Origin of the sequence: Shewanella sp. NKUCC05_KAH, from assembly GCF_019345585.1 — a bacterium.
Classification (GTDB): Bacteria; Pseudomonadota; Gammaproteobacteria; order Enterobacterales; family Shewanellaceae; genus Shewanella; species Shewanella oncorhynchi.
In genome coordinates this window covers 14000-40528 of sequence record NZ_JAHKQZ010000015.1, presented here as the reverse complement: position 1 = coordinate 40528, position 26529 = coordinate 14000, and the positions used below count along the sequence as shown (strand labels likewise).

Annotated in this window: 31 protein-coding genes, 5 tRNA genes and 1 other RNA gene; 26 read left to right on the top strand and 11 right to left on the bottom strand. The window is 47.4% G+C overall.

What is annotated here, in order from left to right:
• Positions 1-14: 14 nt before the first annotated feature.
• The 10 genes from rsxC to KO533_RS14195 form a co-directional block, all read right to left on the bottom strand.
• On the bottom strand, positions 15-2606 hold the full coding sequence (gene rsxC, locus KO533_RS14240; protein WP_219254770.1) for an electron transport complex subunit RsxC: 2592 nt from the start codon (positions 2604-2606) through the stop codon (positions 15-17).
• Positions 2600-3214, bottom strand: a complete 615-nt coding sequence (gene rsxB / locus KO533_RS14235; protein WP_028760015.1) for an electron transport complex subunit RsxB — start codon at positions 3212-3214, stop codon at positions 2600-2602. Before rsxB ends, rsxC begins: the two co-directional genes overlap by 7 nt.
• Position 3215: 1 nt before the next feature.
• Positions 3216-3794: an electron transport complex subunit RsxA gene (gene rsxA / locus KO533_RS14230; protein WP_006081543.1), complete on the bottom strand. Its 579-nt coding sequence runs from the start codon at positions 3792-3794 to the stop codon at positions 3216-3218.
• 125 nt (positions 3795-3919) lie between these two features.
• On the bottom strand, positions 3920-5824 hold the full coding sequence (locus KO533_RS14225) for a GGDEF domain-containing protein (RefSeq protein ID WP_219254768.1): 1905 nt from the start codon (positions 5822-5824) through the stop codon (positions 3920-3922).
• A 211-nt stretch (positions 5825-6035) separates the two neighbouring features.
• A tRNA-Asn gene (locus tag KO533_RS14220) sits at positions 6036-6111 on the bottom strand.
• A 50-nt stretch (positions 6112-6161) separates the two neighbouring features.
• Positions 6162-6237: transfer RNA gene (locus KO533_RS14215), tRNA-Asn, on the bottom strand.
• A gap of 43 nt (positions 6238-6280) precedes the next feature.
• Positions 6281-6356: transfer RNA gene (locus tag KO533_RS14210), tRNA-Asn, on the bottom strand.
• A gap of 32 nt (positions 6357-6388) precedes the next feature.
• Positions 6389-6464: transfer RNA gene (locus KO533_RS14205), tRNA-Asn, on the bottom strand.
• 57 nt (positions 6465-6521) lie between these two features.
• A tRNA-Asn gene (locus tag KO533_RS14200) sits at positions 6522-6597 on the bottom strand.
• Between the two features lie 767 nt (positions 6598-7364).
• Positions 7365-8108 (bottom strand): helix-turn-helix transcriptional regulator, encoded by a 744-nt coding sequence (locus KO533_RS14195; RefSeq protein WP_219254766.1) that lies wholly within the window; start codon positions 8106-8108, stop codon positions 7365-7367.
• Positions 8109-8397: 289 nt separating this feature from the next.
• Between KO533_RS14195 and KO533_RS14190 the strand changes: the two genes are divergently transcribed.
• The 26 genes from KO533_RS14190 (at position 8398) to KO533_RS14065 (ending at position 25592) form a co-directional block, all read left to right on the top strand.
• Positions 8398-8625 carry a hypothetical protein gene (locus tag KO533_RS14190; RefSeq protein ID WP_041411143.1) on the top strand — a complete coding sequence of 76 codons (228 nt, stop codon included), beginning with the start codon at positions 8398-8400 and terminating at the stop codon, positions 8623-8625.
• Complete coding sequence (locus tag KO533_RS14185; RefSeq protein WP_219254764.1) at positions 8618-10834, top strand: DNA-binding protein; 2217 nt, start codon at positions 8618-8620, stop codon at positions 10832-10834. The genes KO533_RS14190 and KO533_RS14185 overlap by 8 nt, the downstream gene beginning before the upstream one ends.
• 60 nt (positions 10835-10894) lie before the next feature.
• Positions 10895-11617, top strand: a complete 723-nt coding sequence (locus KO533_RS14180; RefSeq protein ID WP_012089134.1) for an AAA family ATPase — start codon at positions 10895-10897, stop codon at positions 11615-11617.
• Between the two features lie 5 nt (positions 11618-11622).
• Entirely contained in the window at positions 11623-12159 is a 537-nt protein-coding gene (locus tag KO533_RS14175) for a hypothetical protein (protein WP_076500566.1), read from the top strand.
• Positions 12156-12671 carry a hypothetical protein gene (locus KO533_RS14170; RefSeq protein ID WP_131524989.1) on the top strand — a complete coding sequence of 172 codons (516 nt, stop codon included), beginning with the start codon at positions 12156-12158 and terminating at the stop codon, positions 12669-12671. Before KO533_RS14175 ends, KO533_RS14170 begins: the two co-directional genes overlap by 4 nt.
• 1 nt (position 12672) lies before the next feature.
• Positions 12673-12885: a hypothetical protein gene (locus tag KO533_RS14165; protein ID WP_063884365.1), complete on the top strand. Its 213-nt coding sequence runs from the start codon at positions 12673-12675 to the stop codon at positions 12883-12885.
• 1 nt (position 12886) lies between these two features.
• Positions 12887-13522: a DUF3164 family protein gene (locus KO533_RS14160; RefSeq protein WP_219254763.1), complete on the top strand. Its 636-nt coding sequence runs from the start codon at positions 12887-12889 to the stop codon at positions 13520-13522.
• Between the two features lie 19 nt (positions 13523-13541).
• Entirely contained in the window at positions 13542-13841 is a 300-nt protein-coding gene (locus KO533_RS14155) for a hypothetical protein (RefSeq protein ID WP_219254761.1), read from the top strand.
• An 11-nt stretch (positions 13842-13852) separates the two neighbouring features.
• Positions 13853-13925: hammerhead ribozyme type II (locus tag KO533_RS14150), an RNA gene on the top strand.
• A 16-nt stretch (positions 13926-13941) separates the two neighbouring features.
• Complete coding sequence (locus KO533_RS14145; protein ID WP_219254759.1) at positions 13942-14163, top strand: hypothetical protein; 222 nt, start codon at positions 13942-13944, stop codon at positions 14161-14163.
• Positions 14157-14777: a regulatory protein GemA gene (locus KO533_RS14140; RefSeq protein ID WP_219254757.1), complete on the top strand. Its 621-nt coding sequence runs from the start codon at positions 14157-14159 to the stop codon at positions 14775-14777. Before KO533_RS14145 ends, KO533_RS14140 begins: the two co-directional genes overlap by 7 nt.
• Positions 14770-15225 (top strand): Mor transcription activator family protein, encoded by a 456-nt coding sequence (locus KO533_RS14135; protein WP_131524994.1) that lies wholly within the window; start codon positions 14770-14772, stop codon positions 15223-15225. The genes KO533_RS14140 and KO533_RS14135 overlap by 8 nt, the downstream gene beginning before the upstream one ends.
• Before the next feature lie 81 nt (positions 15226-15306).
• The gene (locus KO533_RS14130) at positions 15307-15558 is read left to right on the top strand and encodes a hypothetical protein (protein ID WP_219254756.1); all 252 of its coding nucleotides are present in this window, start codon (positions 15307-15309) and stop codon (positions 15556-15558) included.
• Between the two features lie 49 nt (positions 15559-15607).
• The gene (locus KO533_RS14125) at positions 15608-16165 is read left to right on the top strand and encodes a hypothetical protein (RefSeq protein ID WP_219254754.1); all 558 of its coding nucleotides are present in this window, start codon (positions 15608-15610) and stop codon (positions 16163-16165) included.
• Positions 16166-16214: 49 nt separating this feature from the next.
• Positions 16215-17543, top strand: a complete 1329-nt coding sequence (locus tag KO533_RS14120) for a P-loop NTPase fold protein (RefSeq protein ID WP_219254752.1) — start codon at positions 16215-16217, stop codon at positions 17541-17543.
• A gap of 82 nt (positions 17544-17625) precedes the next feature.
• On the top strand, positions 17626-17934 hold the full coding sequence (locus KO533_RS14115; RefSeq protein WP_219254750.1) for a hypothetical protein: 309 nt from the start codon (positions 17626-17628) through the stop codon (positions 17932-17934).
• The gene (locus KO533_RS14110) at positions 17924-18493 is read left to right on the top strand and encodes a lysozyme (protein ID WP_219254748.1); all 570 of its coding nucleotides are present in this window, start codon (positions 17924-17926) and stop codon (positions 18491-18493) included. Before KO533_RS14115 ends, KO533_RS14110 begins: the two co-directional genes overlap by 11 nt.
• Positions 18490-19074, top strand: a complete 585-nt coding sequence (locus KO533_RS14105) for a hypothetical protein (RefSeq protein WP_219254746.1) — start codon at positions 18490-18492, stop codon at positions 19072-19074. Before KO533_RS14110 ends, KO533_RS14105 begins: the two co-directional genes overlap by 4 nt.
• 84 nt (positions 19075-19158) lie before the next feature.
• The gene (locus tag KO533_RS14100; protein WP_219254744.1) at positions 19159-19383 is read left to right on the top strand and encodes a hypothetical protein; all 225 of its coding nucleotides are present in this window, start codon (positions 19159-19161) and stop codon (positions 19381-19383) included.
• On the top strand, positions 19380-19715 hold the full coding sequence (locus KO533_RS14095) for a DUF2730 domain-containing protein (protein WP_219254742.1): 336 nt from the start codon (positions 19380-19382) through the stop codon (positions 19713-19715). The genes KO533_RS14100 and KO533_RS14095 overlap by 4 nt, the downstream gene beginning before the upstream one ends.
• Positions 19715-20011 (top strand): hypothetical protein, encoded by a 297-nt coding sequence (locus tag KO533_RS14090; RefSeq protein WP_006087224.1) that lies wholly within the window; start codon positions 19715-19717, stop codon positions 20009-20011. The genes KO533_RS14095 and KO533_RS14090 overlap by 1 nt, the downstream gene beginning before the upstream one ends.
• Before the next feature lie 2 nt (positions 20012-20013).
• Positions 20014-20586, top strand: coding sequence for a DUF3486 family protein (locus KO533_RS14085; protein ID WP_219254741.1), 573 nt, complete (start codon positions 20014-20016; stop codon positions 20584-20586).
• Complete coding sequence (locus tag KO533_RS14080; protein WP_219254739.1) at positions 20586-22247, top strand: hypothetical protein; 1662 nt, start codon at positions 20586-20588, stop codon at positions 22245-22247. The genes KO533_RS14085 and KO533_RS14080 overlap by 1 nt, the downstream gene beginning before the upstream one ends.
• A complete protein-coding gene (locus KO533_RS14075) occupies positions 22247-23830 on the top strand; it encodes a DUF935 domain-containing protein (protein ID WP_219254737.1) in 1584 nt (527 codons plus the stop codon). The genes KO533_RS14080 and KO533_RS14075 overlap by 1 nt, the downstream gene beginning before the upstream one ends.
• Complete coding sequence (locus KO533_RS14070) at positions 23823-25127, top strand: phage minor head protein (protein ID WP_219254735.1); 1305 nt, start codon at positions 23823-23825, stop codon at positions 25125-25127. The genes KO533_RS14075 and KO533_RS14070 overlap by 8 nt, the downstream gene beginning before the upstream one ends.
• A gap of 9 nt (positions 25128-25136) precedes the next feature.
• Positions 25137-25592: a phage virion morphogenesis protein gene (locus tag KO533_RS14065; RefSeq protein ID WP_219254733.1), complete on the top strand. Its 456-nt coding sequence runs from the start codon at positions 25137-25139 to the stop codon at positions 25590-25592.
• Here the strand turns inward: KO533_RS14065 and KO533_RS22655 are convergent, their stop codons facing one another.
• Positions 25593-26465: a hypothetical protein gene (locus KO533_RS22655; RefSeq protein ID WP_251073448.1), complete on the bottom strand. Its 873-nt coding sequence runs from the start codon at positions 26463-26465 to the stop codon at positions 25593-25595. It abuts the gene before it with no gap.
• Positions 26466-26529 lie beyond the last annotated feature (64 nt).

The following is a 26529-nucleotide window of genomic DNA, read 5'->3' as shown; positions in this document are numbered from 1 at the left end:
TTATCATTCTGTTCTTAATCATTAGCAACATTTGAATCGCTCGAAGCTTCGGTTTGTTGAGCGAGTGCCGCTTTTTTGGCTTTCGCCTTGGCGATGGTCGCAGCAATCCGTGCTTTTTTAAGCTCATCGCCTGATAAGGCTGCCGTTTCAATGGGTTCTGCGGATGGTAAAACGGCTTCGGGTTTGGTTGCGACGGCATCAAGGGCTGCTGCTATCGACGGCGATGCCACGTTAGCTTTAGTTTGAATGTCGTCAACGGACTCTATTTCAGACTCAGCTGCTGATGCCGCAGCTATTTTCTTCGCTTTAGCACGAGCAACAGCGGCGGCCACTTTGGCCTTTTTAATTGCTTCAGCGTCGTTAACGTCAGTAGCGGCTGCTTCTGTATCATCATTCACATCTGCTTGAACGCTAGCTGCGGAATCAACTGCTGGAGTCGCGGTCTGAGTTAAATCATTGTCAGCATTTGTCTCAGCTTGCTGCGCGGCTTTTTTCGCTTTAGCACGGGCAACCGCGGCGGCTACTTTGGCTTTCTTAATCGCTTCTGAATCATTAACGTCACTAACGCTAACATCACTAACGCTAACATCAGTATTGCTAACTTCAATATCACTAGCGGCTGTTTCTGCTTGCTGCGCCGCTTTCTTGGCTTTTGCCCGCGCGACTGCGGCAGCCACTTTGGCCTTTTTATCATCGGCAGCGCTGGCTTCTGGTGTGCTGTCAGCCGTTTCAGTCGTTTCAAGCGGCGCGGTATCGGCTTGCTGAGCCGCCTTTTTAGCTTTGGCGCGAGCAATGGCCGCGGCGACTTTGTCCTTCTGAGATAATGGCGCTTCTTGCGCGATTGCATCTGTTGCTAAGAAGGATTCATCACTTGCAGTAACATTCACCACATCGTTTGTATCAGCACCATTGGCATTCACTTGGGCGGCTTTCTTCGCCTTAGCGCGGGCGATGGCTGCGGCAACGGCAGCTTTACCCTTGGGCGTGTCTGTCGTATCAGTGCTTATTACGTTTGATTGATGATTCAATGATTCTTCAGTCGACAACTCTTCAGTTGCTGATTGTGCCGCTGCGGCTTTTTTCGCGGCGATCCGTGCCATGGCTTCGGCGACGGCATTTTTATCCGTGCCAGTCATAGTTGCTTGTCGGCGCTCTGCGGCTTCTTTGGCCTTAGCTTCACGGGCAAGCTTTTCTTCTTCAAGACGCGCTAAACGGGCATCGAAACGCTGTTTAGCGCGCTCCGCTTGCTGCTTTTCATCGGCGGCTTGTTTAAGTGCAGATTTGGCAATGCGGTAATATTCGACTAAGGGAATATCACTCGGGCAGACGTAACTACAACAACCGCATTCAATACAATCCTTTAGATTGTAGCTGGCAGCTTTGTCATATTCTTCTGACTTGGCGTGCCAAAAGAGTTGCTGTGGCAATAAGAGTGCAGGGCAGGCATTGGCACATTCGCCGCAGCGGATACAGGCTTTTTCTTCTGGCGTAGTTCCTATTTCTTGGCTGCTTGGCACCAGAATACAGTTAGTACCTTTTAAAATAGGCACTTGGATATTTGCCAATGCATGGCCCATCATAGGCCCGCCAATAATCACCTTTTGTTCAGGCTCAGGTGTGAACTCAGTCGCAGCTAGCACATGCTCAACAGGTGTGCCTATCGGTAACCAGTAGTTCCCCGGTTTACCTACATTTTTGCCCGTCACAGTCACAACGCGCTCAATCAGCGGTTTACCTTGAGTAACCGCTTGATGAATCGCAAAGGCAGTGCCGACGTTATGCACGACGATACCGAGTTTGGCGGGAATCGCGCCCGAGGGCACTTCGCGGCCAGTAATTATTTGAATTAACTGCTTTTCACCACCAGAAGGATATTTTGTCGGAATGACCGTTACCCGAATGCTGTCCGCTGGGAGCCCACATTGGACGACTGCAGCTTGCATGGCTTTGGCCGCTTCTGGCTTATTATCTTCAATGGCGATAACAATACGTTTTGGCGTTAATAACCGATGAATAATGCCAATACCGGCGAGGATATCTTGGCTGTATTCGCGCATTAATCTATCATCGGCGCTGATATAAGGTTCGCATTCGACGCCGTTGATGATGACTAAATCAATTTCACTGACCGGATTAAGCTTAATATGAGTTGGAAACGCCGCGCCGCCCATGCCTGCAATGCCAGCGGCACGGATCTTATCGATCATCTGTTGATGGCTTAAGTCATTAAGCTCATTTTGCACCAGCTCACACCAAGTGTCTTTGCCATCGGCTTGGATAACGCAGGTATTAACCGGCAATGCTGAAGCATGGTTACTGGCCCTTGGCTCAATGGCAACGATAGTGCCTGATGTCGGCGCATGCACAGGTAAATGCCAAATAGAGGTACCTTGAGTTAACGGTGTGCCTTTTAATACGCTATCGCCGATGTTTACCGCAAGTGTGCAGTTTTCACCGACTTGAGGGATGGGCACTAAGTACGTAGCGGCTAAGGGCAGTTGGCTAATCGGCGTCGCGTTCGAGAGGAATTTGACTTCGGGTGGATGTATACCACCGGGTGAGCGCCAAAGGGTTCCTTTATCTAATTGATCTAATAAAGTTAACACCGCTTTTCCTCTTCTAACTGTGGGTCTTGGTTCTGAATCTCTTTGATGAGAGTGTCTTGGATGAGAGTCACTGGGATGGCATTTAAGCGCCAGTTCCAATTTTTAAGATTCTGGGTGACTGGGATCATATCAATACAATCGACGGGACAAGGCTCAACACAGAGATCGCAACCCGTGCAATCGGTTGTCAGCACAGTATGCATAAGCTTACCTGCACCGATAATCGCATCCACGGGGCAGGCTTGAATACACTTAGTGCAACCAATACATTCGTCTTCACGTATGTAGGCGACCTTTTTCACTTGAGATTGTGCTTCGGCATTCAGCGGCTCGGGCTCGACGCCCATCAGGGTCGCCAGTTTTTCCATGGTGGCAGTGCCGCCGGGAGGGCATTTGTTGACTTTATCACCGTTGGCAATCGCTTCAGCATAAGGGCGACAGCCAGGGTAACCACATTGACCACATTGTGTTTGTGGCAGAATCGCTTCGAGTTCATCGACAATCGGATTGCCTTCAACCTTAAATTTAACGGCGGCAAAACCGAGTAATAGACCAAAAACTAATGCCAATAGGGTCAACAATATGACTGCAATTAAAATTCCGGACATCTTACTTAACCAATCCTGTGAATCCCATAAAGGCGAGGGACATAAGACCTGCGGTGATCATCGCTATGGCGCCGCCTTTGAAAGGTAAGGGGACATCTGCGGCTGCTAAACGTTCGCGCATCGCCGAGAAGAGAATTAACACTAATGAGAAGCCTAATGCAGCACCAAAGCCATAGATAGCCGATTGGATAAAATCGTGCTTCTCGTTAACGTTCAATAGGGCAACACCCAACACCGCACAGTTAGTTGTGATCAGCGGCAGGTAAATCCCTAAAGCGCGATGCAGTGCAGCACTGGTTTTTTGCACCACCATTTCAGTAAATTGCACCACAACCGCAATCACTAAAATGAAGCTCATGGTTCGCAGGTAGCTCAGATCAAAGGGCAATAGTAGATACTGGTTGACGAGGTAACTGAGAATCGAGGCTAACGTCAGCACAAAAGTGGTCGCCATAGACATGCCAATAGCGGACTCCAGTTTACTGGAGACCCCCATGAAAGGACACAAGCCTAAGAATTTCACTAAAACGAAATTGTTGACCAGTACTGTACTGATCAACAAGAGGAGATATTCAGTCATCTCAATACTTTTCTAAACGGATCTTGGCCGTATTATCGACTTTTCCGTTTGCATAAACAACATATAGAATGCAGGGTTAACCATCTTTACTGTAAATTTTGGCGACGAATTAACCCGTTAAAGTATTAAATTTGATCTGTAATCGCCATGGCTTGGGGCTGTGCTATGTAATAGCCTTGCAATCCATCAACTAAGAGTTTTTCGAGGGTGAGTTTTTCTTCTTGGCGTTCGACGCTGGTCGCAATAACCCGAATGCCTATCCGTCTTGCAACATCCACCATCATACGGACGAAGAACTTATTATTGCTGTCTTCATCGATATTCGATGTGTAGCTGCCATCAAGCTTTATGTAGTCTGGACGCACTTCACTGAAGAATTTGAAGGACGTAAAGCTCATGCCAAAACGCTCTATCGACACCCGTGATCCAACGCTATGTATTTCGCGAACGAACTTATAGCTTGCCCCTAAGTTAGACTGCATACCTGACTCATTGATCTCAAATACTAAGCGCGAGGCGATGTATTTTTGCTTGCCTAAAATGTCCTTTAGCCAAGCGACAAACATATCCTGATGCGCAGAAAATGCGCTGATATTGATGCCGAAATTACCCGAAATGGTCGGGTTTTCCTTAAGCATTCTTAATGCACTGATCACCACCAGTTTATCTAATTCAGAACTCATACCGTGACGTTCTGCCATAGCGATCACTGTGGTGGTCGGTAAAAACTTACCTTCGCTATTGTAAAAGCGCGCCAACAACTCGCGGTAAACCTCTACATCAGTTCGGCAGGGCTGAATTGGCTGTTGGTAGAATTTTAATGCTTGGCGAGTGACTAAATCATTGATCGCCATTTTCCAGCGATCATCGCCAAACTGCTCGTCACCATTGAGTTTTTCTTGGATATGATAGCTATTAGGCCCAAGGGTCTGCGCTATGCTGACTGCGGTATCCGCAATCGTCAGTAAATTAACCGCATCGGTGCCTTGGTGATAGGGAACTAAACCGATATGGGCAACAGATTCCGCTTTTGTCATTTGCAAATATTCATCAAGATAAATTTTTAATTGATCTAAAAATTTTGGCGCATCCTTCAGCATGACATCAGGAATAAAGATGGCAAAATCAGCGCTCGATACCCTGAAACATTCTGCATCTGAATACTTACTACAGGCTTTGCGGATACAATTTGCCACCCTTGAAAGATAATCATCCCCCGCAGTTCGCCCTTGTTTTTGATTGATTTGCGCAAGCTCTGTGGCCTTAACCATTGCCATCAGCCCCAATTGAGGAATATCGGGATTACTTATGGTTTCTAATTTTTGGGTAAAGCGCTGGCGACTACCAAAACCCGTCACTGTGTCTTGATAGGCCGCTTTATGCAGCTTTTCATTCTCTTGATTGAGTTTATCGATTTGGGCTTTAAGTTGAAGACGACACTCTTCAAGGGATATTCCAATGGGGTTGAGCTCACCTGTGAGTTTTGATGATGCGACAGCAGAAAACCCTAACTCAGGTATTTTTGAAATATAATCAGCAGCATAACGTATCGCCGCCCTATGTTTTGACATTAACAGAATAAACACTAACAGCAAGATAAGGTAAGCCACCAGTAACATGACACCGAGCTTTTGAGTATGACTAATCGAAGTTTCAATCGCTTGGTTTGCACTGAGTTTGACTTGTAAACGACCGGTTGCCAATTTTTGTGTATGACTGAGCTCGATAGAAAATAAACGGGCTAAAGGATGAGGATGTTGGGTGTCTAAACGACCTTCTGTATGACTCCGTTGGCCATCGGTATCATCAATATATTGGAAAAATTGGAATGGGTAATTTTCAGAAAGCTTTTTGAAGAGTTCGGCGCCATCACCTTGCCATTGTTGGTAGCGGGTTAAACTGGTTTTAAAGCTATCCAGTTCTTGCTGTTGTTGGATTTGTAATTGGTTATTTTCGCTTTGATATACCCAAGCAAAAAGACCTAAGAAAATAAGCAGTAAAAAAATTGGATATGATTTTGACATGGCCATAAAAATCCGCTCTATTTTTTTGGGTGAGCTCAAACAGGATAAGTTTAAGTCAAGAATACTTAACTGCAGCTATCTGTGTGATGACACTCATAAATTTTTATTAATAAGCTGATAACAGTGTAACTGCATTTGCTTAAAAACAAAACGGAAAAGAATAGGGTAACTAGAAGCCAGAAGAGGCAAAGACACGGGAACAAAACGAAGAATAAATTGGCTCCCCTGACTGGACTTGAACCAGTGACATACGGATTAACAGTCCGCCGTTCTACCGACTGAACTACAGGGGAGTAGAGGGTGCGATATTGCTATCGACTTTACAGAAATAACACTTTTTAAATGGCTCCCCTGACTGGACTTGAACCAGTGACATACGGATTAACAGTCCGCCGTTCTACCGACTGAACTACAGGGGAATCGAGGTGCGATATTGCTATCGACTTTTTAGCTTGCTTAAATTGGCTCCCCTGACTGGACTTGAACCAGTGACATACGGATTAACAGTCCGCCGTTCTACCGACTGAACTACAGGGGAATCATTTTAATGCATCAGCTTGATAATGTAATTGGCTCCCCTGACTGGACTTGAACCAGTGACATACGGATTAACAGTCCGCCGTTCTACCGACTGAACTACAGGGGAATTTTTTACAACTTATCTTACTGCTTGTTCTAACTCATTTTTATCATGTGCTTAAAGTGGCTCCCCTGACTGGACTTGAACCAGTGACATACGGATTAACAGTCCGCCGTTCTACCGACTGAACTACAGGGGAATTGTTTCACACAATCGTAGCGACTCGTTGAGAACGGAGCGCATAGTAAAACGCTCTGTTGGATGAGTCAACTCGAGTTACTAAAAAAAGTGTAATTATGCTGTTAAGTGCTCATCTAATGTGCATCGTGGTGCAGAATTCGACATTTTTCGTGAAAAACCACTTAACAATTCGCAATATAGCCATAATTGAGTCCATCGTTTTTAAGCGGTGATTCTATGAAATTGAAATCATTCGCTAAATAATCGACACCGTTTTCGGTACTTGGTCGAGTACTTAAGACTCAAACCGCTCAAAAAAGGATCTCAGGTGGGGTAATGTGAATTTACTCAGTTCTTTATATCGATAGAAAACGTGGGTTATCTTTTCGCCGTTAAAGTCCGTTTTTCTGTTTTAACAAGTTTGCTGTTGTTGATGGAGGTGTTAATTGAGTCTTTATTGAATTAGCGTGAGCTGTTTTTCAAATTAAGTGATGCACTTCACTATCCGTTGTGGCACCAGATGCGCTACCACAGCGCGTGTTAATTACATTTAGTGAAATTGATACAAGTTGTAACCAGTCAAATGGATTGACAATAAGTGAGAACAGCCGAGATTAGTTGAAACTAGGTGGGAGGCCTTGGTGTACAAGAGTTGTACGAGTGGTGAGTTAAGTCGGAAGTGATTCACTAAGATTGATAAAAACAAAGCTGGCGCCAAAATGGTTCGCCAGCTTTGAAAAATAATCACAGTTCATCAAGATTGATTAACTCGGAACTTTTAAAGATTTAATCGAGGTTTTTACCCATCCAAACGACTTTGCCAATAATTTGCAGCATTGGCAGTTCACCCGCAGAGACAATCTGAGATTTATACTCCTTGTTGTCACTGAGTATCTCTATGCCGCCATCAAACAGTTTCTGTAAGCGCTTGGCATAAAGATCGTCGCCCAGGCGTAATACGAAGATACAGCCGTCTTCTAGCGTAGTCTTGCTGATATCAACCAGTAAGCTATCTCCGCTGTGTATGGCGGGCTCCATCGAATTACCTTTGGCATAGACGACTTTAAGATTCTCGGGCTTTAAACTACGGTATTTAAGCCAGTTCTTTCTAAACGGCAGCCGTCTGCGTACACCTGTTTCATCATTAAACGCACCATGCCCAGTGCTTACCACCACGTCATAGCCTTCAATCAAGAAATACTCTTCATTGAATTGGTCTTGGTGGACGTAAACAATACCTTCCTGGGAAATTTCATCGCGTTGGCGATTCGGGTATTTAGGGCCATTGCCAGTTGCAAGCCAACGAATGCTCACGCCAGCCTCTTCTGCTATACGTATTGCTGTATCTAACTTAGGTTCTCCACCTTTGATTAGATTACGTAGAGTACCTTCAGATACGCCAATTTTAATGGCGAACTCTCTAATACTGTTTTTCCCAATTGCTTCCGAAATACGGTCAGCAAGAGTGCCGACTTCAGTTGTGGAAGTCGGATCTAAAGTTGGATCTGAATATAAGGCTTCCGACTTCATTATTTTCCTCGAACCAAAATCTATTTAACGCTCAAGAGAGCAATAGTTATTACTTAAAAACTACCGAATAAGTAATGGTTTACTGAATATCCAACCGAAACCACATCAATCTTTTGCGCACTAAAATAACTTTAGTGCGTAATTTTCTGCGCAAAAAAGCAAAAAGCTGTTGATTTGTGCCTAACTCGGATCTATATTCGCAATACATTACGCACTGCGTAACGTATTGTAGTTAAACTGCGTTCGTTCGCAATGCGAACGTAATCAAAATATTAGCACGGTAATTCTTATGAAGATAGAAAGCGCTCGTCATATACATGCAGCCTTGCTCGCAAATGGACAAAGCTGCCGTGCGTGGGCGATTACGCATGGATATAACCCAAGGACGGTTCAGAAGTGCGTTCAATGGTTTGCACCCAATACAGGTCGTAAACCTAAACGCTTAAAAGCCATCAAGATCATGGCTGCTTTATCTGAATACCTTGGTGTTGATTTAGTGGGAGAGCACCATGACTAAGGAATGGTTTAGCACTGTAGAAATTGCAGAGCTATTGGATGTCGGGGATAGACGCGTCCGTGATAGGGCAAAACATGAAAACTGGCAAAAGCAAAGGCGACAAGGGCTAGGTGGTGGATTTGAATATCACCTAAATAGTTTACCCCTTGAGGCTCGTCAGAAGCTGGCAAAACAGGAAGCGGAGAAGATAGCAAAATCTCCAACGTCCTTGATGCGTGCGGGATCTGCTGTTGCCAAACTGCAAATGCCTGCAGTGAGTCAAACAGAAAAAGCCAAGAGCATTCAGCAGTTTATAAACCTACCTGATAAAGCGCAAAAGCGGGCTGATGCAAAGATGCTGATCGTCAATGCTAAGGCTAAATTTTGCATGCCTTACCTTGAGGTTCGCAAGCTCGTTGATGGTGAAAAAGCATTCTGCAAAGCATATGCCCAGCGTTCGATTGCACTACCGGACTGGGTATTCTCAATTATTAGCAGCGTTTCTATTGTAACGATCCGCCGTTGGGAAAAGGTCTTAGAAAAAGATGGCGTTAGCGCACTCGCTGGTAAATATAAAGTTGAGCGTCCTTGTCTACTGAATGACGAGCCCGACTTAGCCGACTTCCTAAAGGGGCTGATCACTGCCAAACCGCATCTGGCAGGCAAGGCAAAGCAGCTTAAAAAGCTAGCCGAGATCTATGCGATAAAAACCGACATGCCTTGGCAGATCCCAAGCATCTCCAGCATTCGCCGCTGGGTGAATAAATGGATAAGCCAAAATCAAGCGGCTTTTACATTCACTACAAACCCTAAAAAATTCAACGATAAATACCGGACTGCAGTTGAGCAAACCTATCCATGGATGGCTGCGCCAAACGATGTATGGGAATTTGACTCAACCCCAGTCGATGCAATGTTGAAAGAAGGGCGACACACCATTATTGCGGTGATCGACTGCTTCACACGTCGCGTCAAACTGCTTGTTTCACCTACTTCATCAAGCGAAGGCATTTGCCTTTTAATGCGCAAGACCTTACTGGCTTGGGGAGTTCCAAACCAAGGCGGCTTAATGCGTACCGATAACGGCAGCGATTATGTCAGCCAGCGAACCACGAGCATCTATCACTTACTCGACTTAGAACAAAGCCGAGCTAACCCATACTCAGGTTGGGAAAAGCCCTTTATCGAACGTTTCTTTAAGACGCTCAGCCATGATCTTATTGAGTTACTGCCTGGCTACATTGGCCATAACGTCAATGATCGCGAGGCTATCGAGGCTCGGAAAGAATTTGCGGTACGCCTTAAAGAGCGCAACAAGAAAGAGAACGAAAAGGCGGATTACGATCTCCGTATGACGCAACCGGAATTACAGCAACTTCTTGATAATTGGGTAGATGCCTATTATCACCTCCGCGCACACGATGGCTTAAAGGGTAAAACACCCAATGAAGTCTATCGCGCAGCTCAATATCAAGTGCGGGCAGTCGAACATCCTGAAGCCTTAGATCTCCTGCTTAACCACGTTGGCGAGTACACCATCCTTAAAGGCTTTATTAAAGCGGGAGGATTGCGTTATACGGCTCCTGAAATGTTGGAGCATGAGTGGAAAGGGCAACGAGTCCGTGTATTTCTCGATCCAACAGACGTCGCTCGTGCGTTTATATACCCGATCAATAATTGGGAAACCCGAATCGAAGCAGTTGATAGCCGTCTTTTAGGTCAAGAGATCAGCCCTGCGGCTTATCGTCAAACCAAAAAAGAAGAAGCCAAGGCACTGCGTAGTTTTAGGGCCGAAATGAAGCAACTCGCTAAAACGTTCAACATAGGCGAGATCCATCAAACCGTCATTGAGCACTATGCCAAGCAGGCTAAGTCACTAGTCGAGTTTCCAACCCAGCCAATAGCCCACCAAAACCCAAGCTTAATGGCATTAACTGAGGCTGCAGAGCAGCTCGTTAAAACTAATAAGCCTGCTTATAGCGACCAACAAATTGAGCATTTACGCCAGAAGCGTAAAGCGATTGAAGAACGTAAAAACACCATTAATCAACAGCATGCAACCTTAGTGCGTAATGAGCACGAAAAGGCACGTTTGCTTGCCGCTGAATCTCTCAACCGTGAATTAACGCCAAAGGAGGATGCATTCCTAAAGGATTACAAAAAGCACAACAAGTTAGGGGCAAAACGCATTGATGAAATCATGGGCCATAAGCGCAGAGCGACCAACTGAGCACTTATGACCCATAACGGCCATGAAGGCCATAAAACTAAAGCAAATGGAGTATACAAAATGAAAGCAGTGATCGCACCTGTAAAAAATGTCCTGACAGCCCAAGACGCCTTCGACAACCTTTGTACCCGAGGCATAGGTGTACCAGGTCTCGGTTTGTACCACGGCCCAAGTGGCTTTGGTAAAACAACTGCAACCACGTATCTGTTTAACCAAGTGAACGGTATCTATGTTCGAGCCATGGCCACAGACAGTGCCAGTACGCTAATGAACCGTATTGTCGGCGAACTCGGATCGAGCGGCATGTGGCGCATTAATAAGATGGTCGACTTCACTATCGAGCAAATGAGCATGTACGAACGCCCGCTGTTTATCGATGAAGCCGACTACCTCATGTCGGACGTTCGTATGCTTGAAACGGTGCGCGATCTCTACGACAACACCGAAGTCCCTGTGATCCTCATTGGTATGGACCAAATCGCCCGCCGTATCAGTACACGCAAACAGTTCTTTAACCGTATTTCAGAGTGGGTTGAGTTTCGGCCAGCCGACTTAGATGACGTCATGGTGATGGCCGATTCCCTCTTAGACAACGACATCAAAGTCGAACCAGAACTCCTTGATGAACTGCGTAAAGCCAGCAGCGGTGAGGCTCGTCGCATTGTCATTGGCCTTAATCAAATCGAACGTCTCGCCAAAATGAACGAACTTGATTACGTCACAGCAGAACACTGGGGGGCACAGCCATTCCATGGTGTTCGACGTCCAAGCCTTGTGGGTTAAGCGTTATGGCACAAGTCAAACGCTCAACCCCGTTAAGGCACAGCGCATGGTTGTTTATGTGCTGTTGTCGCAATCGAAAAGTCAGCTTTAGTGCTGAACAAGTTGCCGATGCATCGGGAATGCCCAAGTGCCTCGCGAATCGCTTTTTACGTGATTTGTATCGAGAAGGGCGCTTAACACTCGAATGGAAAGGGCGTACAGGGCTGACCAACCGCTACTGGTTAAACGATGACAGCCCGTTAAAGCGCCAGTCTCAGTTCGCCAAGATTAAAGCGAATCAGCGGATCTGGAACAGTTGCCGCATCATGCGCAATTTCTCGATTGAAGAAATCATGGTCACAGCTAGGGTGGCGCGCTCAACGGTAAAGCGTTACCTCAATGCCCTGCAACGGGCAGGCTTGATCCGCATCAGAGCTATCGAAGAGGAAATGATCATTTATCACCTCAACGTTGACTGTGGTGCTTTAGCACCAGAGCTAATCGATGACGGTATTTATGCACCAACCAAATCGAAGTTTTATCCCTATAGGGAGGCGCTATGAACAAGGACAATTGGTTCCAAGTGCTTGAGTTAAAAGTCAGTGAGAGCAGCCAAGCGCAGATTGCCAGAGAGCTAGGTGTCAGTCCGACCATGCTTAATCAGGTCCTGCTGAACAAATACAAAGGCAATATCGACACCATTAAAAATCGTGTCGAAGGGCGCTACTTACGTCACCACGTACAGTGCCCCGTTGCAGGACAAATCAGCGTTGATACCTGCAAAGACAATCAAGAACGGCCTTTTAGCTCTACTAACCCACAACGCGTCCGACTCTATCGCGCCTGTCGCGGTGGCTGCCCACATTCGCAGTTAAAGCAGTCGGCAGTAACACAGAGGATCGATGTGCAATCAGCGACAGACAGTCGTTACAACGTAGAGGAACAGCTCGCGTTCTGTCGCCGACTCGCCCAGGGCGATCAACTACAGCATATCGAACTACTCGAAAGGGAGTTGCAAAAGGTGGCTAACCGCCTAAATAGCGCCCTTTGGGATAACAAATGGAAAGGTAAATAACATGCAAACAAAAGCTATCAATGTGATTGCCGCCTTAAGGCTTCGTGGGATGAAGGTCGTTAGCCAGCATCGCGGTGTTATCCAAATTGACGTTCCAAGCCGTGATTTTAAACGCATGGCAGTTGAGATTATCGAGAATATAAAAGGCATTCGTCGCCGTTGTATGGCGGTGCAATTTCATGGCGTGACAGTGCGCTGGAATGAGGACAAATAAGATGAACACACAAGAACAAACCCACAACCAAGCTGCTATTCCGCAGGGCTACCGCAAAAACGCGGTAGGCGATTTGGTGCATGAAGATCGTATCAAGCCCGTGGACAAACTGCGCGATGAAGTGGTGCTGGCTATTGTCGGTTCTGCCAAAGAACTGCGTGAACAGATGCTCAATTTCAAACTGATGACGATGGCGAAAATTGATGGCTTTGCCGAACTATCGGCCAGTGAATATGGCGTTAAGGTCGGTGGCAGTAAGGGCAATATTTTGCTTACTAGCTTTGATGGCAAGTACCAAGTGCGCCGTGCAGTGGGTGAACACCGCGTGTTTGATGAGCGCATTCAAACCGCTAAAACCTTGATTGATGATTGCATTAAAAGCTGGAGCGGTGGCGCGGATACCCGCCTGATGGCGATGGTTGAGCATGCGTTTCGGGTAAACCAGCAAGGCCGAATCGACGTTAACCAAGTGCTCAGTCTGCGCCAGCTGGATATCGACGATGCCAACTGGAAACTGGCGATGGACGCTATAGCCGATGCGATTCAAATCACAGGCACTAGCCAGTACCTGCGCCTATATGAGCGTCAGCCTAATGGCAAATACACCCAACTACCACTGGATATCAGCACCCTTTAGGGTGGGCAAGGAGCACATCATGACACTCAACAAGCAATCGGGCATTCAACACCTATTCGATGACAACCAAGCCGCACTCGATCGGGTGGCGTTTCAATTACGCCAAGCGACCTTACTTGAAGCCAGCTTTGACAATCTGCGCAGCGAGCTCAGTGGCCTAGCCGCTGAAAGGCCGCATTACTGTTTGATGATGTGCGCCGCGCTGCTCAATGCGCTCAAGGAGTTAAGCCAAGAGTTTGCAGGCGAACGCCGCGCTGTGATCGGTTTCTTTATGGAAAAGTCACTCAACAACTTAGGGCTACTAGTAACAGCGGGCTAGAGCCCAAGACACAGCGAAACACTGGCGGCCTAGGTCGCTAGTGTCTATCCAGCGCAGTGGCTGGGTACTGATGAGCAGCTAACAAAAAGAGCAATGATGAATGACACCCTATGCTAAACGCTTACTCAAATATGCCATTGCGAACTGCCCAGTTAGGCCCGTTCGTAAGGGGAAAACTAAGGCAGAACTGCTCGCCGATCGTGAGCTTTGGGCTGTTAACTTTTTAAATGCAGCAACACCGAATTGGCAGCAGCTTAAGAGTCAGCCTAAATCCATCAAGATAGTATCCAGTGCGACAACCGATGAGGATGACGAATGTTAGAAACTAATCAAAAAGCCCCTGTGCATGGTAATGCGCAGGCGCACCCAGTCGCTCAACACAAGAAGCGCCTGATTACTTTAATCAATGTGGCTAAGGGATCATTACAGCTCGATGAAGCCATCTACCGCGCCATGCTTAAAAATGCCACGGGTAAAGATTCCTTGCGGGCAATGAACTTGCCAGAGCTTGAACAGGTGTTAGAAGTGTTTAAACAAAAGGGCTTTAAACCTACTGTAACCAACAATAAAACAGCGGTTAAACGCCGTTTAAGTCCTGCTGCGGGTAAAAGCAAATTGGCAAGCATAGATAAAATACGTGCCATTTGGATCACCATGGGCCACCACTTAGTTATCCAGGATAACAGTGAATCGGCGCTTGATGCCTATGTGCGTCGCATGACTCTACGTAGTAAAAGTGAAGGCGTGGATGCCACCGCTTGGATGACAGAACAGCAAGCCTACAAGGTATTAGAAAGCCTTAAAAACTGGCACAAGCGGGTGTTGATTGAGCGCATTACTGTCCGTGGTGAGCGGGTAAAGATGAATGAAGCAGGTACACGCCCCGCAAACTATGAAGTGATCGTCGCGCAATACGAGGGGCATGGCCATGAGTAAGAACACTCTAAACGCGGTTAGTATTCCCGAAAACCAGTTGGATTTATTGTCCACCAGCGCCGCCGAGCTGGAACAAGCCCTCGAAACCTTAGCCACACTTAAGCCCGATGAGCGTGAGGACTTCATTCGCCGCTGGCCCTCAACTCTACAAAGCTTGTGCGATGTGATGCGCCAAACCCTAAAGCAATACGATATTGATAACGCGGATAATGTGAGCGAAGCCTTAGCCACTAGTCTAAGCGCCTATCTAGGCGGTCGCGATATCTACATCCCCAATGGCGAACGCCTCAAGGATGCGCTGCGGGATATCCGAATTTGGCGCGAGTTTAAGGGTAATAACCTAGAGCAGTTAAGCCGTGACTATGGGCTCACCGAACGCCGGATCAGCCAGATAGTGGCAGAGCAAAGGGCGGCATTTGTGGCTAGGAAGCAGAGGAGATTGTTTTGATAGTTGAAAAATATTCTTTTAGAGGGTAGTTTTTAATCACTTGTTCTAACAAGTTAGTTTATCTTAGATAAGGATATCTTTATGAGAAGTAAAGAATATATGGAGGGCTTTAAAGCCAATTCATATAGTGAAAATCCCTATGATACCAATACACATGAGTTCGATGAGTTTGAACGTGGAAGAACACAACGTATCAAGCGTACTGGGGCAGGTGCTTTTCCGTTAAGCTATTTTGATGATGTTTTAGAGCCAAGCGAGTTTGATAATGTTAAGCGCCTCGTATTGCCGGAAATCACCTCTAATTATCGTTATAAAAATATAAAAAGAAAGTAGCAGTATTAAATAGCATCAATCTCAGGGACAACATTTTAAAGGATTAAGAATGAAAAAGATTGCGCTGGTTCTCATAGGCTTTGCTTTCGCATATCTATTTTTCCCCATTAAGGTTACTGGTTATCTTCATGTTGTAACTCAAGGTGCAGATGTCATTCCTATTCCTAACACTCTAATCAAGGTCTACTCCCTTAAAGAATTTCGAGAAGCGCTCTATCAAAAGCAACATTTAGCCAATCAACAATGCATGGGCTTACCTGATAAATCTGAGGTTGAATTGGCGTACCTAAGCGGCGGCCCAAACCGAGAAAATGCTAAAGCTAACTACGAAAAGATCGTCTTCTGTGAAACCGCAACCCTGATCAAAGAGATCCAAATACCATTAGTTGAAACCATTCAAACTAATAAGGACGGTGAGTTTAGTTTGAGTCGTTCACGCTTGGATGATCTGGTATTGGTGGCAGAGAGTAAGCGCAAAGTGGGGACCGAAACCGAGGAATATCTGTGGTTGCGGGTGATCCCAAAAGAGGGGCTGCTGTCGCAAAAGCTTGAGATAAACAATGGTAATTTGGTTAACGATATCAAGATCCAAATGATACAGCTTTAACACATTTTTATTCACGGCTGGGCAATTCAACAAAAGGGATGGTAAGAAAATGAAGCTAGTTTTACCTGATTTACCAATAACAGAAAGCACAGGGTTTGAGCCAGAGGTAGATATATTTAAACGTGCCGAGTTTGGCAAACGGCTAGCCAACTTAATTGAAAATGCTGGTGGTAATCCTGTGATTGCGTTGGACGCAGGCTGGGGGCAAGGTAAAAGTACCTTTATAAAAATGTGGCGAGGTTATCTTGAACATCATCGAGATAAAAAAATTCGCACAATCTATTTCGATGCCTTTGAAAATGACTACCAGAAAGATCCATTTTTGGCATTAGCATCGGAAATGTACCAGTTGATCTCAGATGATAATGAGCCTAAGAAATTTGAATTTAAAGATAAAGCGATAAAAGCGGGAAAATCTCTTTTAAGGGGCAGTTTAAAGCTAGGGGTTAGGACTATTACGGCAGGTCTAGTCGATAACACTATGCTGGATGCAGCTGAGAGCGAATTATCAGGGCTAGTGGCAGATCAAGTTGATGAGCTCGTTAAGGATAGGTTTGAACATGCGCAAAAAGACAAATTGGCATTAAAGGAATTTAAAAGCTATTTGGCACAGTTTGCAGAAGAACAAGGCAAGGGTGAGCCAATCGTTTTCATTATTGATGAGCTTGATCGTTGCCGCCCCGATTTTGCCCTTGAGTTACTCGAACAAGTAAAACACTTGTTTTCGGTGAAAGGAATTACCTTTTTACTTGTCACCAATAGAGAGCAACTCGAACAGTCCATTAAAGCTAAATATGGCGATAACGACCCTGTTAATTACCTGCATAAATTCATCAATGTATGGTTAGCTTTGCCTAGAGCAGCAGAGAAATATAATGATCATGGCTATCAATATTTACAATATGCGATGAAGGCAATGTTAGCTGGGGAAAACCAAAAACTCGGCGAGAGCCATAATGTGTTGTTAGACATTGTTCAATACTATCAACCATCATTTAGGGAAATAGAGAGGATACTTGCTTACTTTGCAATATTGAGCAATATGGTAAGTCCAAACAGCCAATATGTGGAAGATATTCAACGTATAATCGGGCTTGTCTGTTATCTTAAGGTTTGTAAACCATATGTCCTAAAACTTGCGAATGGAAATCTTAGTTACGAGCAAATTGTTGCTGCGGCAAATTTTGATGATATTCAACAAACAGAGCGTTTTTTTGAGCTAGAGAAGTTAGCTCGCCGAGTCAAATTTGATTTTGGTAACAAGGAATTACGACAGAAAATGATTGATGATAAAGATATATATGTTGGGTATTCACATCGCCCCCACCCAAATTATCTTGTTGAGATAAACCAATGGCTTACAAACATCATTAATTAATAACTAATCCCGAAACCTTTCCAATCCGCTCCAAACCCTTAAGCCGAGACAATGAACCCATGTTCACTGTCTCGGTTTTTTTATGGCCTTTGTCACCCACAACTCTCGTAAATGCAAGGTTCGCAGCGGCGTTAACAGTATGCCTATTGCGAATGCGCAGCCCAAACGCATTCAAAGCCGAGTCTATCGCCAGTGCGCTAAGGACGGTTTTAATGCCCGCATCAAGGCGGAGTTAGCAGGCGATGTGCCCGCCGCCGTACCCTTGTATAGCCACAGTCTCACCCGTCAAAGCTACTTTGAACAAGGCTGGCATGCCGTCACTCACCTCCATGTTTTAAAAGCCCGCGATCAACGCAAGGCACAACCTATGGCGGTGCCTAATGAACAGTAAACTCAAGGCGATTTTACTGGCCGCAGGCTTAAGTTCGGCAGCCATCACTGGCGCACAGCTTACCGATAAATGGGAAGGCAATAGCCTGAGCGTCTATGTCGATGCGGTGGGCGTGCTGACAGCCTGTCGTGGCCATACGAGCAAAGACTTAAAGCTTGATCAAACTTTCACAGAGCAGCAATGCATGGAGATCTTTGCCAAGGATATCGCCAAGGAAGATAAGCAGCTGCTTAGCCTCACAGCGCCCGTAACGCTCACCCACAGCGAGCACGCCGCCTATTTATCGTTTTTGCACTGGGCGGGATACGGCAACTTTGCCAGCTCAACCCTGCGCAAAAAGCTGTTAGCTGGGGATCGTGTGGGTGCCTGTAAGGAGCTAACCCAAGCCTGTTCAACCAATAAGCAAACGGGTGAGCGCGTCTGTAATGGCTGGACGTATGGCACCGACCTATTCGGTAACAAGGTGCGCCTAAATGGCCTCATCAAGCGTCGTGCCGAAGAGCAAACCATTTGCCTAAGCGAACTGGGCCTCTCGCAATCAGCTGGGGGCGCGCAATGAATCCCCCACAAATCATCAGCACTGTGCAGTGGATATTTTTGTCACTGGCATTAGTCATCATTGGGCTGATGTACCACCAACAGCAGAGCACTAAGAGCCAGCTCACCCAAGCGTTAACTGACAATGCTGCCCTGCAACAGAGCGCCGACACCCTAGCGGTAGGGCTGCAAGATGCCAACCTTGAACGCTTTGCCCTAAAAGCCGAAGGCGAAACCCTCGCTCTGCAGGTGCAAACCGTCGAACAGCAAAAGGCCGCGTTAGCTACCCGTAATCAAGACCTTAACCACCAACTGACCCAGCTACTTGAGGACGCCCAGGATGAACAAACGCAAGCATGGCGTGTGGCTAGCGTGCCTAACGATGTTGTGCGCGTGTACGACAACGCCGCCCGCTGTGCGTTACGTGCCCACTTACAAGACAGCGTATGTGTTGCCGCCCGAAGCACTGATGCGCGAGTGCAACGTCACTCAGGTTCCACTACAGGTATTGCAGTGCCTGCAAACCCAGAAGGAACAGTGCCTATCCAACCCACCGCTCAGCAATCAAGAGTTAGCGGGGCTAATGCTCTCGCTACTCACTGACCTTGGGCAATGCAACCTCAACTGGCAAGCCCTGCACGATTGGCGGCAACGCCATCAAACAGACCAAACAAAATAAGGAACCCCATGGACGAAAACGATTGGGCTAGCAATATGGAAACCCGCGAGCGAGCTGCCTGTGTTGATGCAGTTCGGGATGCCGCCAGGCACAAACAACATAGCACTGGCAATGGCATCTGTATTGATTGCTTAGAGCCAAATGAGCCGCAGCGGAATAAAGAGCTGCGCTGTATCAGTTGCCAAGAAGATGAAGATAAGCGCCAACAACAGCGCTATGGGAAGCGTTTATGATCGAATCGGTATTTGAATATTTCGGTAAGTATTGGGGCTTCATTGGCAGCGTCATTAGCGTTTTCTGTGCACTGCTGATGGCGTGGTTTAGCACGCGATTTACCCCACGGATTGAGCATGAAAAAGTGATCCAAAAGGTGGCTGAAATCGATAAGCGCCTTAGCGAAACTGAAATGCAATTGGAGTACATGCCGACCCGTGACGAACTGCATGCGCTCGATAAAACCCTCACAGGTTTAGGTGAGCGCTTTGGCGCAATGGAACAAGGCATTAGGCGCTTAGAAACCAAGACCGACATGCTTCTCGAAAACGAACTGAAAGGAGGCCATTAATGGCGATGCAGCAAATTATCAATGAGCACCAACGCCTTGTGGTGCTTCGATTACTGACAGAGGCGGGAGCCTTCGCACTAAATGAGTCCATCTTACAAGATGGCTTAAATGCCTACGGCCTCGACATTAGCCGCGATGCCTTGCTGGTGCAGCTCGCTTGGCTTAACGAGCAAGGGCTGATTAAAACCGAGTTAGTGGGCAAAGTGACCACGGCAACGCTAACAGGTCGCGGCCAAGATGTGGCGACAGGCCGCGCGGTAGTACCAGGGGTTAAACGCCCACGGGCGGGAGAGTAGCCATGGCGAGTGAAACCCGAGGCCGACGCTCTAAAGTCGATTTGCTGCCTGATCCTATCCGCAAAAAACTCGATGCGGGGCTGCGTAATGGCTCGATTCAGCAGATTGATTTACTTGATGAAATCAATGCGCTGATTAAAGCCGCAGGCTTACCTGAGGAAAGCCAGCTTTCCCGCGCAGGCATTAACCGCTATGCCACCAAGATGGAGGCCGTGGGTAAATCCCTGCGCGAAATGCGTGAGATCACCCAAGTGTGGACGGCAGAGCTGGGTGACAAGCCCACGGGTGAAGTGACTAAACTCATTCTCGAAATGGCGCGTTCGCAGCTGTTTAAAGCCCTATTAAACCAAGATGAAACGGGCGAAGGTGCCGACGTTGGCATGATTAAAGACGCCATGTTAGCGGTGCAGCGTTTGGAGTCTGCTGCCATGGCCAGCCATAAGCGGGAGAAAGAGATCCGCACTGCGTTCGCGGCCGAAGCGGCTAATGCACTTAATGAAGAATTGCGTGGGGAAGATGGTATGAGCGAGCAGCTTGAAGGCCGTATCCGCCAAATTCTATTAGGGAAAGCATAATGGCTAAAAGTGGCTTACACATGACGGCTATCAGCGAGCCGCGAAAAATCGACTTAGCGGAAGAAATGGCGCTGGCTGGGGTGGATGTGCCGCAGGATATTAGCGACGCTCAACCTGCCAATGAGCCCGTGTTTTTGCCTTACCAGCAGCGCTGGTTTGAAGATGAAGCGCCGATCATGATTGCCGAAAAAAGCCGGCGCACAGGATTAACCTGGGCAGAGGCTGGCCGCAATGTGATTAAAGCCGCTAAGCCGCGCCGCCGTGGGGGCTGCAATACCTTTTACGTTGGCAGCAAAAAAGAGATGGCGCTTGAATATATCGCCGCTTGTGCGCTCTTTGCCCGTGCTTTTAACCAGCTCGCAGAAGCTGATGTGTATGAGCAAACATTCTGGGATTCGCAGAAAAAAGAAGAAATCCTCACCTACATGATCCGCTTCCCCAAGACGGGCCGAAAAATTCAGGCACTGAGTTCTCGCCCCTCTAACCTGCGTGGCTTACAGGGCGATGTGGTGATCGACGAAGCGGGTTTCCATGAGTCGCTCGAAGAACTACTTAAGGCGGCGTTAGCATTGACCATGTGGGGCAATAAGGTCAGGTTAATCAGCACCCACAATGGCGTGGACAATCTATTCAATAGCTTGATTAATGATGCCCGTGAAGGCCGCAAGGACTACAGCATCCACCGCATCACGCTGGATGATGCCATTCGTGACGGCTTGTATAAGCGTATCTGTTATGTCACTGGCCAAATATGGACACTCGAAGGTGAAATTGCCTGGCGCGATGGGCTTTATAAAAACGCCCCTAATAAAGAAAGTGCCGATGAAGAATATGGCTGTTTGCCTAAAAAATCAGGTGGCGCTTACCTCAGTCGGATATTGATTGAAGCGGCCATGGTTGCCGATCGTTCTATTCCTATCTACCGTTTTGAAGCGCCTGAAAACTTCATGAGCTGGACGCCAGAAATGCGCGAAGCCGAGGTGCGTGACTGGTGCGAACAATACTTAAAGCAAGAACTGGCAAAGCTAAGCCCAGCGCATAACCATTCCTTTGGTGAAGACTTTGCGCGGCGCGGCGACTTAACCGTCTTTGTGCCCTTGGCCATTAAACCAGATTTAAGAAAGCGCCTCCCCTTTGTGGTGGAGCTTCGTGATACCACCTACGAGCAACAGCGCCAGGTGATGTTTTATATCTGTGACCGGATGCCAAGGTTAGTGGGATTGGCGTTTGATGCCACGGGTAACGGCGGGTATTTAGCTGAGCAAGCCGCACTTAAATACGGCACTGATATGGTGGATCAAGTGCATCTGTCGCAGAGTTGGTATCACGAATGGATGCCAAAAATGAAGGGAGAATTTGAGGCATTTAACCTTGAGATCCCCCGTCATCAAAGCGTGCTCGATGACTTACAGCATATCAAGTTAGTTAACGGTATCCCCTTGATCGATAAAGGTCGTAAGGCTGACTTAGAGTCCAGTAATAGCAAAGGCAAACGCCATGGTGACTTTGCCGTTGGTCTGTGTATGGCCGTTCGTGCTTCATACATGGAAGGCGGCGCTATCGAGTTCACCCCCATTCCTAGAAGTGATCACCGCAATCCGAATGCCGCAGCAAGTGCCCATGAGGATGATGATCATCAAACGCAGCGAGGTTGCTGGTAATGCAAGAAAAAACAACTGAATCACGTATTTTGGACGCCAGTGGTCGGCCGTTTAAACAGCGTGAAGCCAAAGCACTGCAGACCGACGATGTACGTTTAATTGGCCTGCAACGTACCTTTAGCCAGCACCCCAGTAGTGGCTTAACGCCCGCCAGTGCGGCCAATATTTTGCAGGCCGCCGAGCAAGGCGATCTCATTGCCCAATGTGAACTGGCTGAGGATATCGAAGAGAAAGACGGCCACCTATATGCCGAGTTAGACAAGCGCAAACGGGCACTGATCGGCGTGGACTACTATTTAGTGCCACCCCGTAACCCGACGCCACAGGAAAAGGCCGACACTGAATATCTGCAAGAAATGCTTGAGGAAGGTAACTGGATAAAGACGCTCATTAAGTCAATGAGTGATGCTATTCTCAAGGGCTTTAGCATGCACGAGTTAGCCTGGACGCGAGAGCTAGGTGAATGGTTTATTGAAGTGCCAGAGTATCGCGATCCGTCTTGGTTTATGACTCACCCTGAGCGCCGTAACGAACTGCGCCTGCGTGATGCCACGGTCAATGGCGCTGACCTGTGGCCCTTTGGTTGGATCAAACATATTCACCCCGCCAAGTCGGGCTATGTCAGCCGCAGTGGTTTAGTGCGTCAGTTAATCTGGCCGTTCATTTTTAAAAACTACAGTGTGCGCGACTTAGCCGAGTTCCTTGAGATCTACGGTTTGCCGCTGCGTATTGGTCAGTATCCTGCGGGTGCCAGCGATGAGGAAAAGCGCGCCCTGTTAAATGCAGTGATGAGCATTGGCCATAACGCGGGTGGCATTATGCCCAAGGGCATGGTGATGGATTTCGAGAGTGCCGCCACAGGTCAAGCCGATCCCTTTGATTTGATGATTAGCTGGGCTGAAAAGACCATGAGCAAGGTGATTTTAGGCGGCACCTTGACCAGCCAAGCCGACGGTAAAAGCTCAACCAATGCGCTCGGTAACGTGCATAACGAAGTGCGCCAAGAGCTGCGCGATGCTGACCTTAGCCTGATTGCCGAAACCTTAACCCGCGACTTAGTGGCCTCCTTGTATGCACTCAACTGCAAGAGTTATCAAAGCCACCGTCGTCATCCTCGTTTAGTATTTGATACCACGGAGGCTGAAGATTTACGGGCCTTGGCTTATCCGCTGCGGGCGTTCGTCAGCATGGGCATGCAGATCCCACAAAACTGGCTGCATGAAAAGACCCGTATCCCTAAGCCCGCTAATGGTGAAGCTGTGCTGGTTATTCAACAAGAAGACGCAAGTGAGCAGGGCGGTGAAACTGCCTTAGCCGCTTTAGCGGCTAAGCAGTTAGATGCCCCGTTGAGTGAACCTAGCCAAACCGCCTTAGATAAAGCCTTGGATGCACTCACTCAAGGGCAAATGAGCGAAGCCTATATGGCCATGGTAGAGCCATTACTGGCACAACTGCAGAGCGAGCCGGAGCAGCTGCGGGCGCAACTGGAAAAGGACTATCCCGCCATGGATACCGAGCAGCTTACCGAAACGCTCGCGCGGTTAATGTTTGTGGCTGAGTTGTGGGGCATCGCCAATGCCTAAAACCGTTGATTTAAGCATTGCCATTAACCAAGCCCCCGCCGATGCGGTGGCCTATTTCCGTGCCAAAGGCTTTGCCATCAGTGACGATTGGCAAGACGTGTGGACCCGCGCCCACGCCCGTGCGTTTACGGTGGCCAAGGCGGCACAGATGGATGTGCTCACGGCGATCCGTAATGAAGTGGATGCAGCCCTAAGCCAAGGATTAACCGCTAAGCAGTTTCAGGCAACCCTTAAACCGCAGCTTGAAAAGCTCGGATGGTGGGGTAAAAAGGAAGTCGATGGCCGCGAGGTACAGCTGGGGAGTCCCTACCGCTTAAACACTATCTATCGTCAAAACCTGCAAACCGCCTACATGGCTGGGCGCTATCGGCGCATGTTGTCGCGTACTAAAACCCACCCCTATTGGCAGTATGTAGCGATAGATGACGGCCAAACACGCCCAGCCCATGCGCGGCTGAGGGGTAAGGTATTCCGCTTTGACGATCCGATATGGAACATCATCTATCCGCCCAATGGTTGGGGCTGTCGTTGCCGCGTTCGGGCGCTCACCGAAGCGCAGGTGAAGGCCATGGGCCTGACGGTGGAAAATGGCGAAGGCTATATCCATCGCTTTGATACCGAGACAGTTGCGCGTGGCACGGGTGAAGTGTTAACCGTGCCCCATGCGCGTATCGATCTGCCCGATGGCAGCAGCATGAGTCCCGATTTAGGTTGGGCCTATAATCCAGGTGAAGCCGCCTTTGGTACCGATGTGGCCGTCGCTAAAAAGCTTGGCAGCATTCAATCCCTCGATACCCGCGCCCAGTTTATTCAAGCCCTCAATAACAGCCCGCTGCGCCACGCCCAGTTTGCTCAATGGACGGATGAAGTCCTTGCCACCAATCCAGAGCAGAAACGAAGACCAGGCTTAGGCGTACAGGCGTTAGGTTTTATGACGCCCTCGATTCAAGCCGCAGTGACAGCGCGTTTAGGGCGAGAACCCAGCGCCTTACTTGCGATAAGGGCGCGTGAGCTGACAGCAAAAAGCGGGCTTCAATCTAGTGTGGTAAAGCGATTACCTTTGATGTTGACAACACCTGAGGCAGTAATATGGGACAGCGAAAATCAACACTTGCTGTATGTGTATGCAGCTGTTGATGGCACCGAGGGCAATGGCAGCAAGAATAAAGTAATCATCAATAGCGCATGGCAGCTAACGCACCAGCCTAATGAGGGTGAAGTGCAACTACTGACATTATCGCTAACACAATTACAGCAAGCCCAATACCAAGTGCTTGAAGGTCAGTTAAAAGGGTAGGGATGCACTATGAATAAAGTGGATATTCAGTTTACCAACGGCACTGTATTGCAGGTGCTTGATAGCTTGCTGATTAAGCTCGATGACTTAAGCGAACCCATGAACGATATTGCCGCTGTGCTAGAGTCCGCCACCGAATCAGCGTTTGAAGCAGAGGCCGATCCAGTTACAGGTCAAGCCTGGGCATCTTTAAGTGATGCCTACCTTAAGGCCAACCCTAAACGCCAGGGCGGTAAGATATTACAAGCCAGTGCTGGCGGGCTAGCTGCCAGCGTAGCTGCCGACAGCGGTAACTTTTGGGCGGCCATTGGTAGCAATAAAATCTATGCCGCTATTCACCAGTTTGGTGGCACCGACGATATGCCCGCAGGCCCAGCGGGGATTCCGGCACGGCCATACCTTGGTGTAAGCCGTGAGGATGAACAGTCCATGCTAGGAATCTTGGGGGAGTATTTTGAGGGCTAATTAATCATTTTTTATTGACAATTTGATGAGTGAATTTAATTTATCTACCGAAGGCTTCAATAATTCTGAATTAACAACATCTTGAAATGGTTTAAGCAATCTTTCTGCTTCAAACAAATAAACCAAAGTTAACTTTTTACTATGAGATTGTTGATGATAACAAATAGCAACTGTAGAAAATTGCAGCAATAAACTCTCTAATTCTAACAGTGTACTAGGCTCATTGCATTGGATTGCTAAGTTATATTGTTCTCTAAACGCAGTCCTTGCACTTTCACTTTTTTCAAAAAACGCTTTATTCTCGCCATAAAGTAAGTCATTAATTGAAGTGGCACATAGCATGTCAATATCGACACTGGTTGTATTAAAATTAGACAATGCGCTGATAATTGCATTAACGACATCAAGTGAAAGAACAGATTTATAGCTAGAAACAATAGAAATATGTGTTCTCAAATCCCCGATAATTCTTAACGCTTCACTTAATTTTGCCTCTTTGTTTAAGTGAGCAACTTGCGCTTCCATAGCTTGACGACTCAACCCTGTTTCCTTTTTTGTCTCTGCAAGTTCTTGGCGTGTTAGAGCTAGCTCTTGCCTAGACAGAGCTAGCTCGTTCATTTGCATTTTCAGTGACCAGATGAGTAAGCCCACTGTCGCAAAGCCTAAGATAGGGTTTAGCACGCCACCTAGAAAGTCGCCAAATGCACCAAAGTCTCCTTGGTTACCCCAGCCCCCGTTGAAATTCATAAAGTACAAAGTTAGTAAAAAAGCAGCAATAATTGCCAGCAAAATGATAAGCCACTTAAATGAAGTCTCGGATCCGTGGGTTTGAGCCTGCAGTTTAGCTTGAGGAGATGTAGAAGGGGTGATCATGTGCCGTCCATGGTTTAAAAGTAATGACAGTATTCTAAGGTGACAAGCTCCGAAGCGTAAAGCT

Excerpts from the sequence above, each read along its gene's own strand:
- KO533_RS14080 (WP_219254739.1), top strand. The coding sequence starts at position 20,586 with ATGGCTAAAAGTGGCTTACACATGACGGCTATCAGCGAGCCGCGAAAA.
- KO533_RS14135 (WP_131524994.1), top strand. The coding sequence starts at position 14,770 with ATGAGTAAGAACACTCTAAACGCGGTTAGTATTCCCGAAAACCAGTTG.
- KO533_RS14165 (WP_063884365.1), top strand. The coding sequence starts at position 12,673 with ATGCAAACAAAAGCTATCAATGTGATTGCCGCCTTAAGGCTTCGTGGG.
- KO533_RS14085 (WP_219254741.1), top strand. The coding sequence starts at position 20,014 with ATGGCGAGTGAAACCCGAGGCCGACGCTCTAAAGTCGATTTGCTGCCT.
- KO533_RS14195 (WP_219254766.1), bottom strand. The coding sequence starts at position 8,108 with ATGAAGTCGGAAGCCTTATATTCAGATCCAACTTTAGATCCGACTTCC.
- rsxB (WP_028760015.1), bottom strand. The coding sequence starts at position 3,214 with ATGTCCGGAATTTTAATTGCAGTCATATTGTTGACCCTATTGGCATTA.
- KO533_RS14170 (WP_131524989.1), top strand. The coding sequence starts at position 12,156 with ATGAACAAGGACAATTGGTTCCAAGTGCTTGAGTTAAAAGTCAGTGAG.
- KO533_RS22655 (WP_251073448.1), bottom strand. The coding sequence starts at position 26,465 with ATGATCACCCCTTCTACATCTCCTCAAGCTAAACTGCAGGCTCAAACC.
- KO533_RS14105 (WP_219254746.1), top strand. The coding sequence starts at position 18,490 with ATGAATCCCCCACAAATCATCAGCACTGTGCAGTGGATATTTTTGTCA.
- KO533_RS14095 (WP_219254742.1), top strand. The coding sequence starts at position 19,380 with ATGATCGAATCGGTATTTGAATATTTCGGTAAGTATTGGGGCTTCATT.
- KO533_RS14075 (WP_219254737.1), top strand. The coding sequence starts at position 22,247 with ATGCAAGAAAAAACAACTGAATCACGTATTTTGGACGCCAGTGGTCGG.
- KO533_RS14180 (WP_012089134.1), top strand. The coding sequence starts at position 10,895 with ATGAAAGCAGTGATCGCACCTGTAAAAAATGTCCTGACAGCCCAAGAC.
- KO533_RS14115 (WP_219254750.1), top strand. The coding sequence starts at position 17,626 with ATGGCCTTTGTCACCCACAACTCTCGTAAATGCAAGGTTCGCAGCGGC.
- KO533_RS14185 (WP_219254764.1), top strand. The coding sequence starts at position 8,618 with ATGACTAAGGAATGGTTTAGCACTGTAGAAATTGCAGAGCTATTGGAT.
- KO533_RS14100 (WP_219254744.1), top strand. The coding sequence starts at position 19,159 with ATGGACGAAAACGATTGGGCTAGCAATATGGAAACCCGCGAGCGAGCT.
- KO533_RS14065 (WP_219254733.1), top strand. The coding sequence starts at position 25,137 with ATGAATAAAGTGGATATTCAGTTTACCAACGGCACTGTATTGCAGGTG.
- KO533_RS14130 (WP_219254756.1), top strand. The coding sequence starts at position 15,307 with ATGAGAAGTAAAGAATATATGGAGGGCTTTAAAGCCAATTCATATAGT.
- KO533_RS14155 (WP_219254761.1), top strand. The coding sequence starts at position 13,542 with ATGACACTCAACAAGCAATCGGGCATTCAACACCTATTCGATGACAAC.
- KO533_RS14190 (WP_041411143.1), top strand. The coding sequence starts at position 8,398 with ATGAAGATAGAAAGCGCTCGTCATATACATGCAGCCTTGCTCGCAAAT.
- KO533_RS14070 (WP_219254735.1), top strand. The coding sequence starts at position 23,823 with ATGCCTAAAACCGTTGATTTAAGCATTGCCATTAACCAAGCCCCCGCC.
- KO533_RS14110 (WP_219254748.1), top strand. The coding sequence starts at position 17,924 with ATGAACAGTAAACTCAAGGCGATTTTACTGGCCGCAGGCTTAAGTTCG.
- KO533_RS14120 (WP_219254752.1), top strand. The coding sequence starts at position 16,215 with ATGAAGCTAGTTTTACCTGATTTACCAATAACAGAAAGCACAGGGTTT.
- KO533_RS14160 (WP_219254763.1), top strand. The coding sequence starts at position 12,887 with ATGAACACACAAGAACAAACCCACAACCAAGCTGCTATTCCGCAGGGC.
- KO533_RS14175 (WP_076500566.1), top strand. The coding sequence starts at position 11,623 with ATGGCACAAGTCAAACGCTCAACCCCGTTAAGGCACAGCGCATGGTTG.
- rsxA (WP_006081543.1), bottom strand. The coding sequence starts at position 3,794 with ATGACTGAATATCTCCTCTTGTTGATCAGTACAGTACTGGTCAACAAT.
- KO533_RS14140 (WP_219254757.1), top strand. The coding sequence starts at position 14,157 with ATGTTAGAAACTAATCAAAAAGCCCCTGTGCATGGTAATGCGCAGGCG.
- KO533_RS14225 (WP_219254768.1), bottom strand. The coding sequence starts at position 5,824 with ATGGCCATGTCAAAATCATATCCAATTTTTTTACTGCTTATTTTCTTA.
- KO533_RS14125 (WP_219254754.1), top strand. The coding sequence starts at position 15,608 with ATGAAAAAGATTGCGCTGGTTCTCATAGGCTTTGCTTTCGCATATCTA.
- KO533_RS14090 (WP_006087224.1), top strand. The coding sequence starts at position 19,715 with ATGGCGATGCAGCAAATTATCAATGAGCACCAACGCCTTGTGGTGCTT.
- KO533_RS14145 (WP_219254759.1), top strand. The coding sequence starts at position 13,942 with ATGACACCCTATGCTAAACGCTTACTCAAATATGCCATTGCGAACTGC.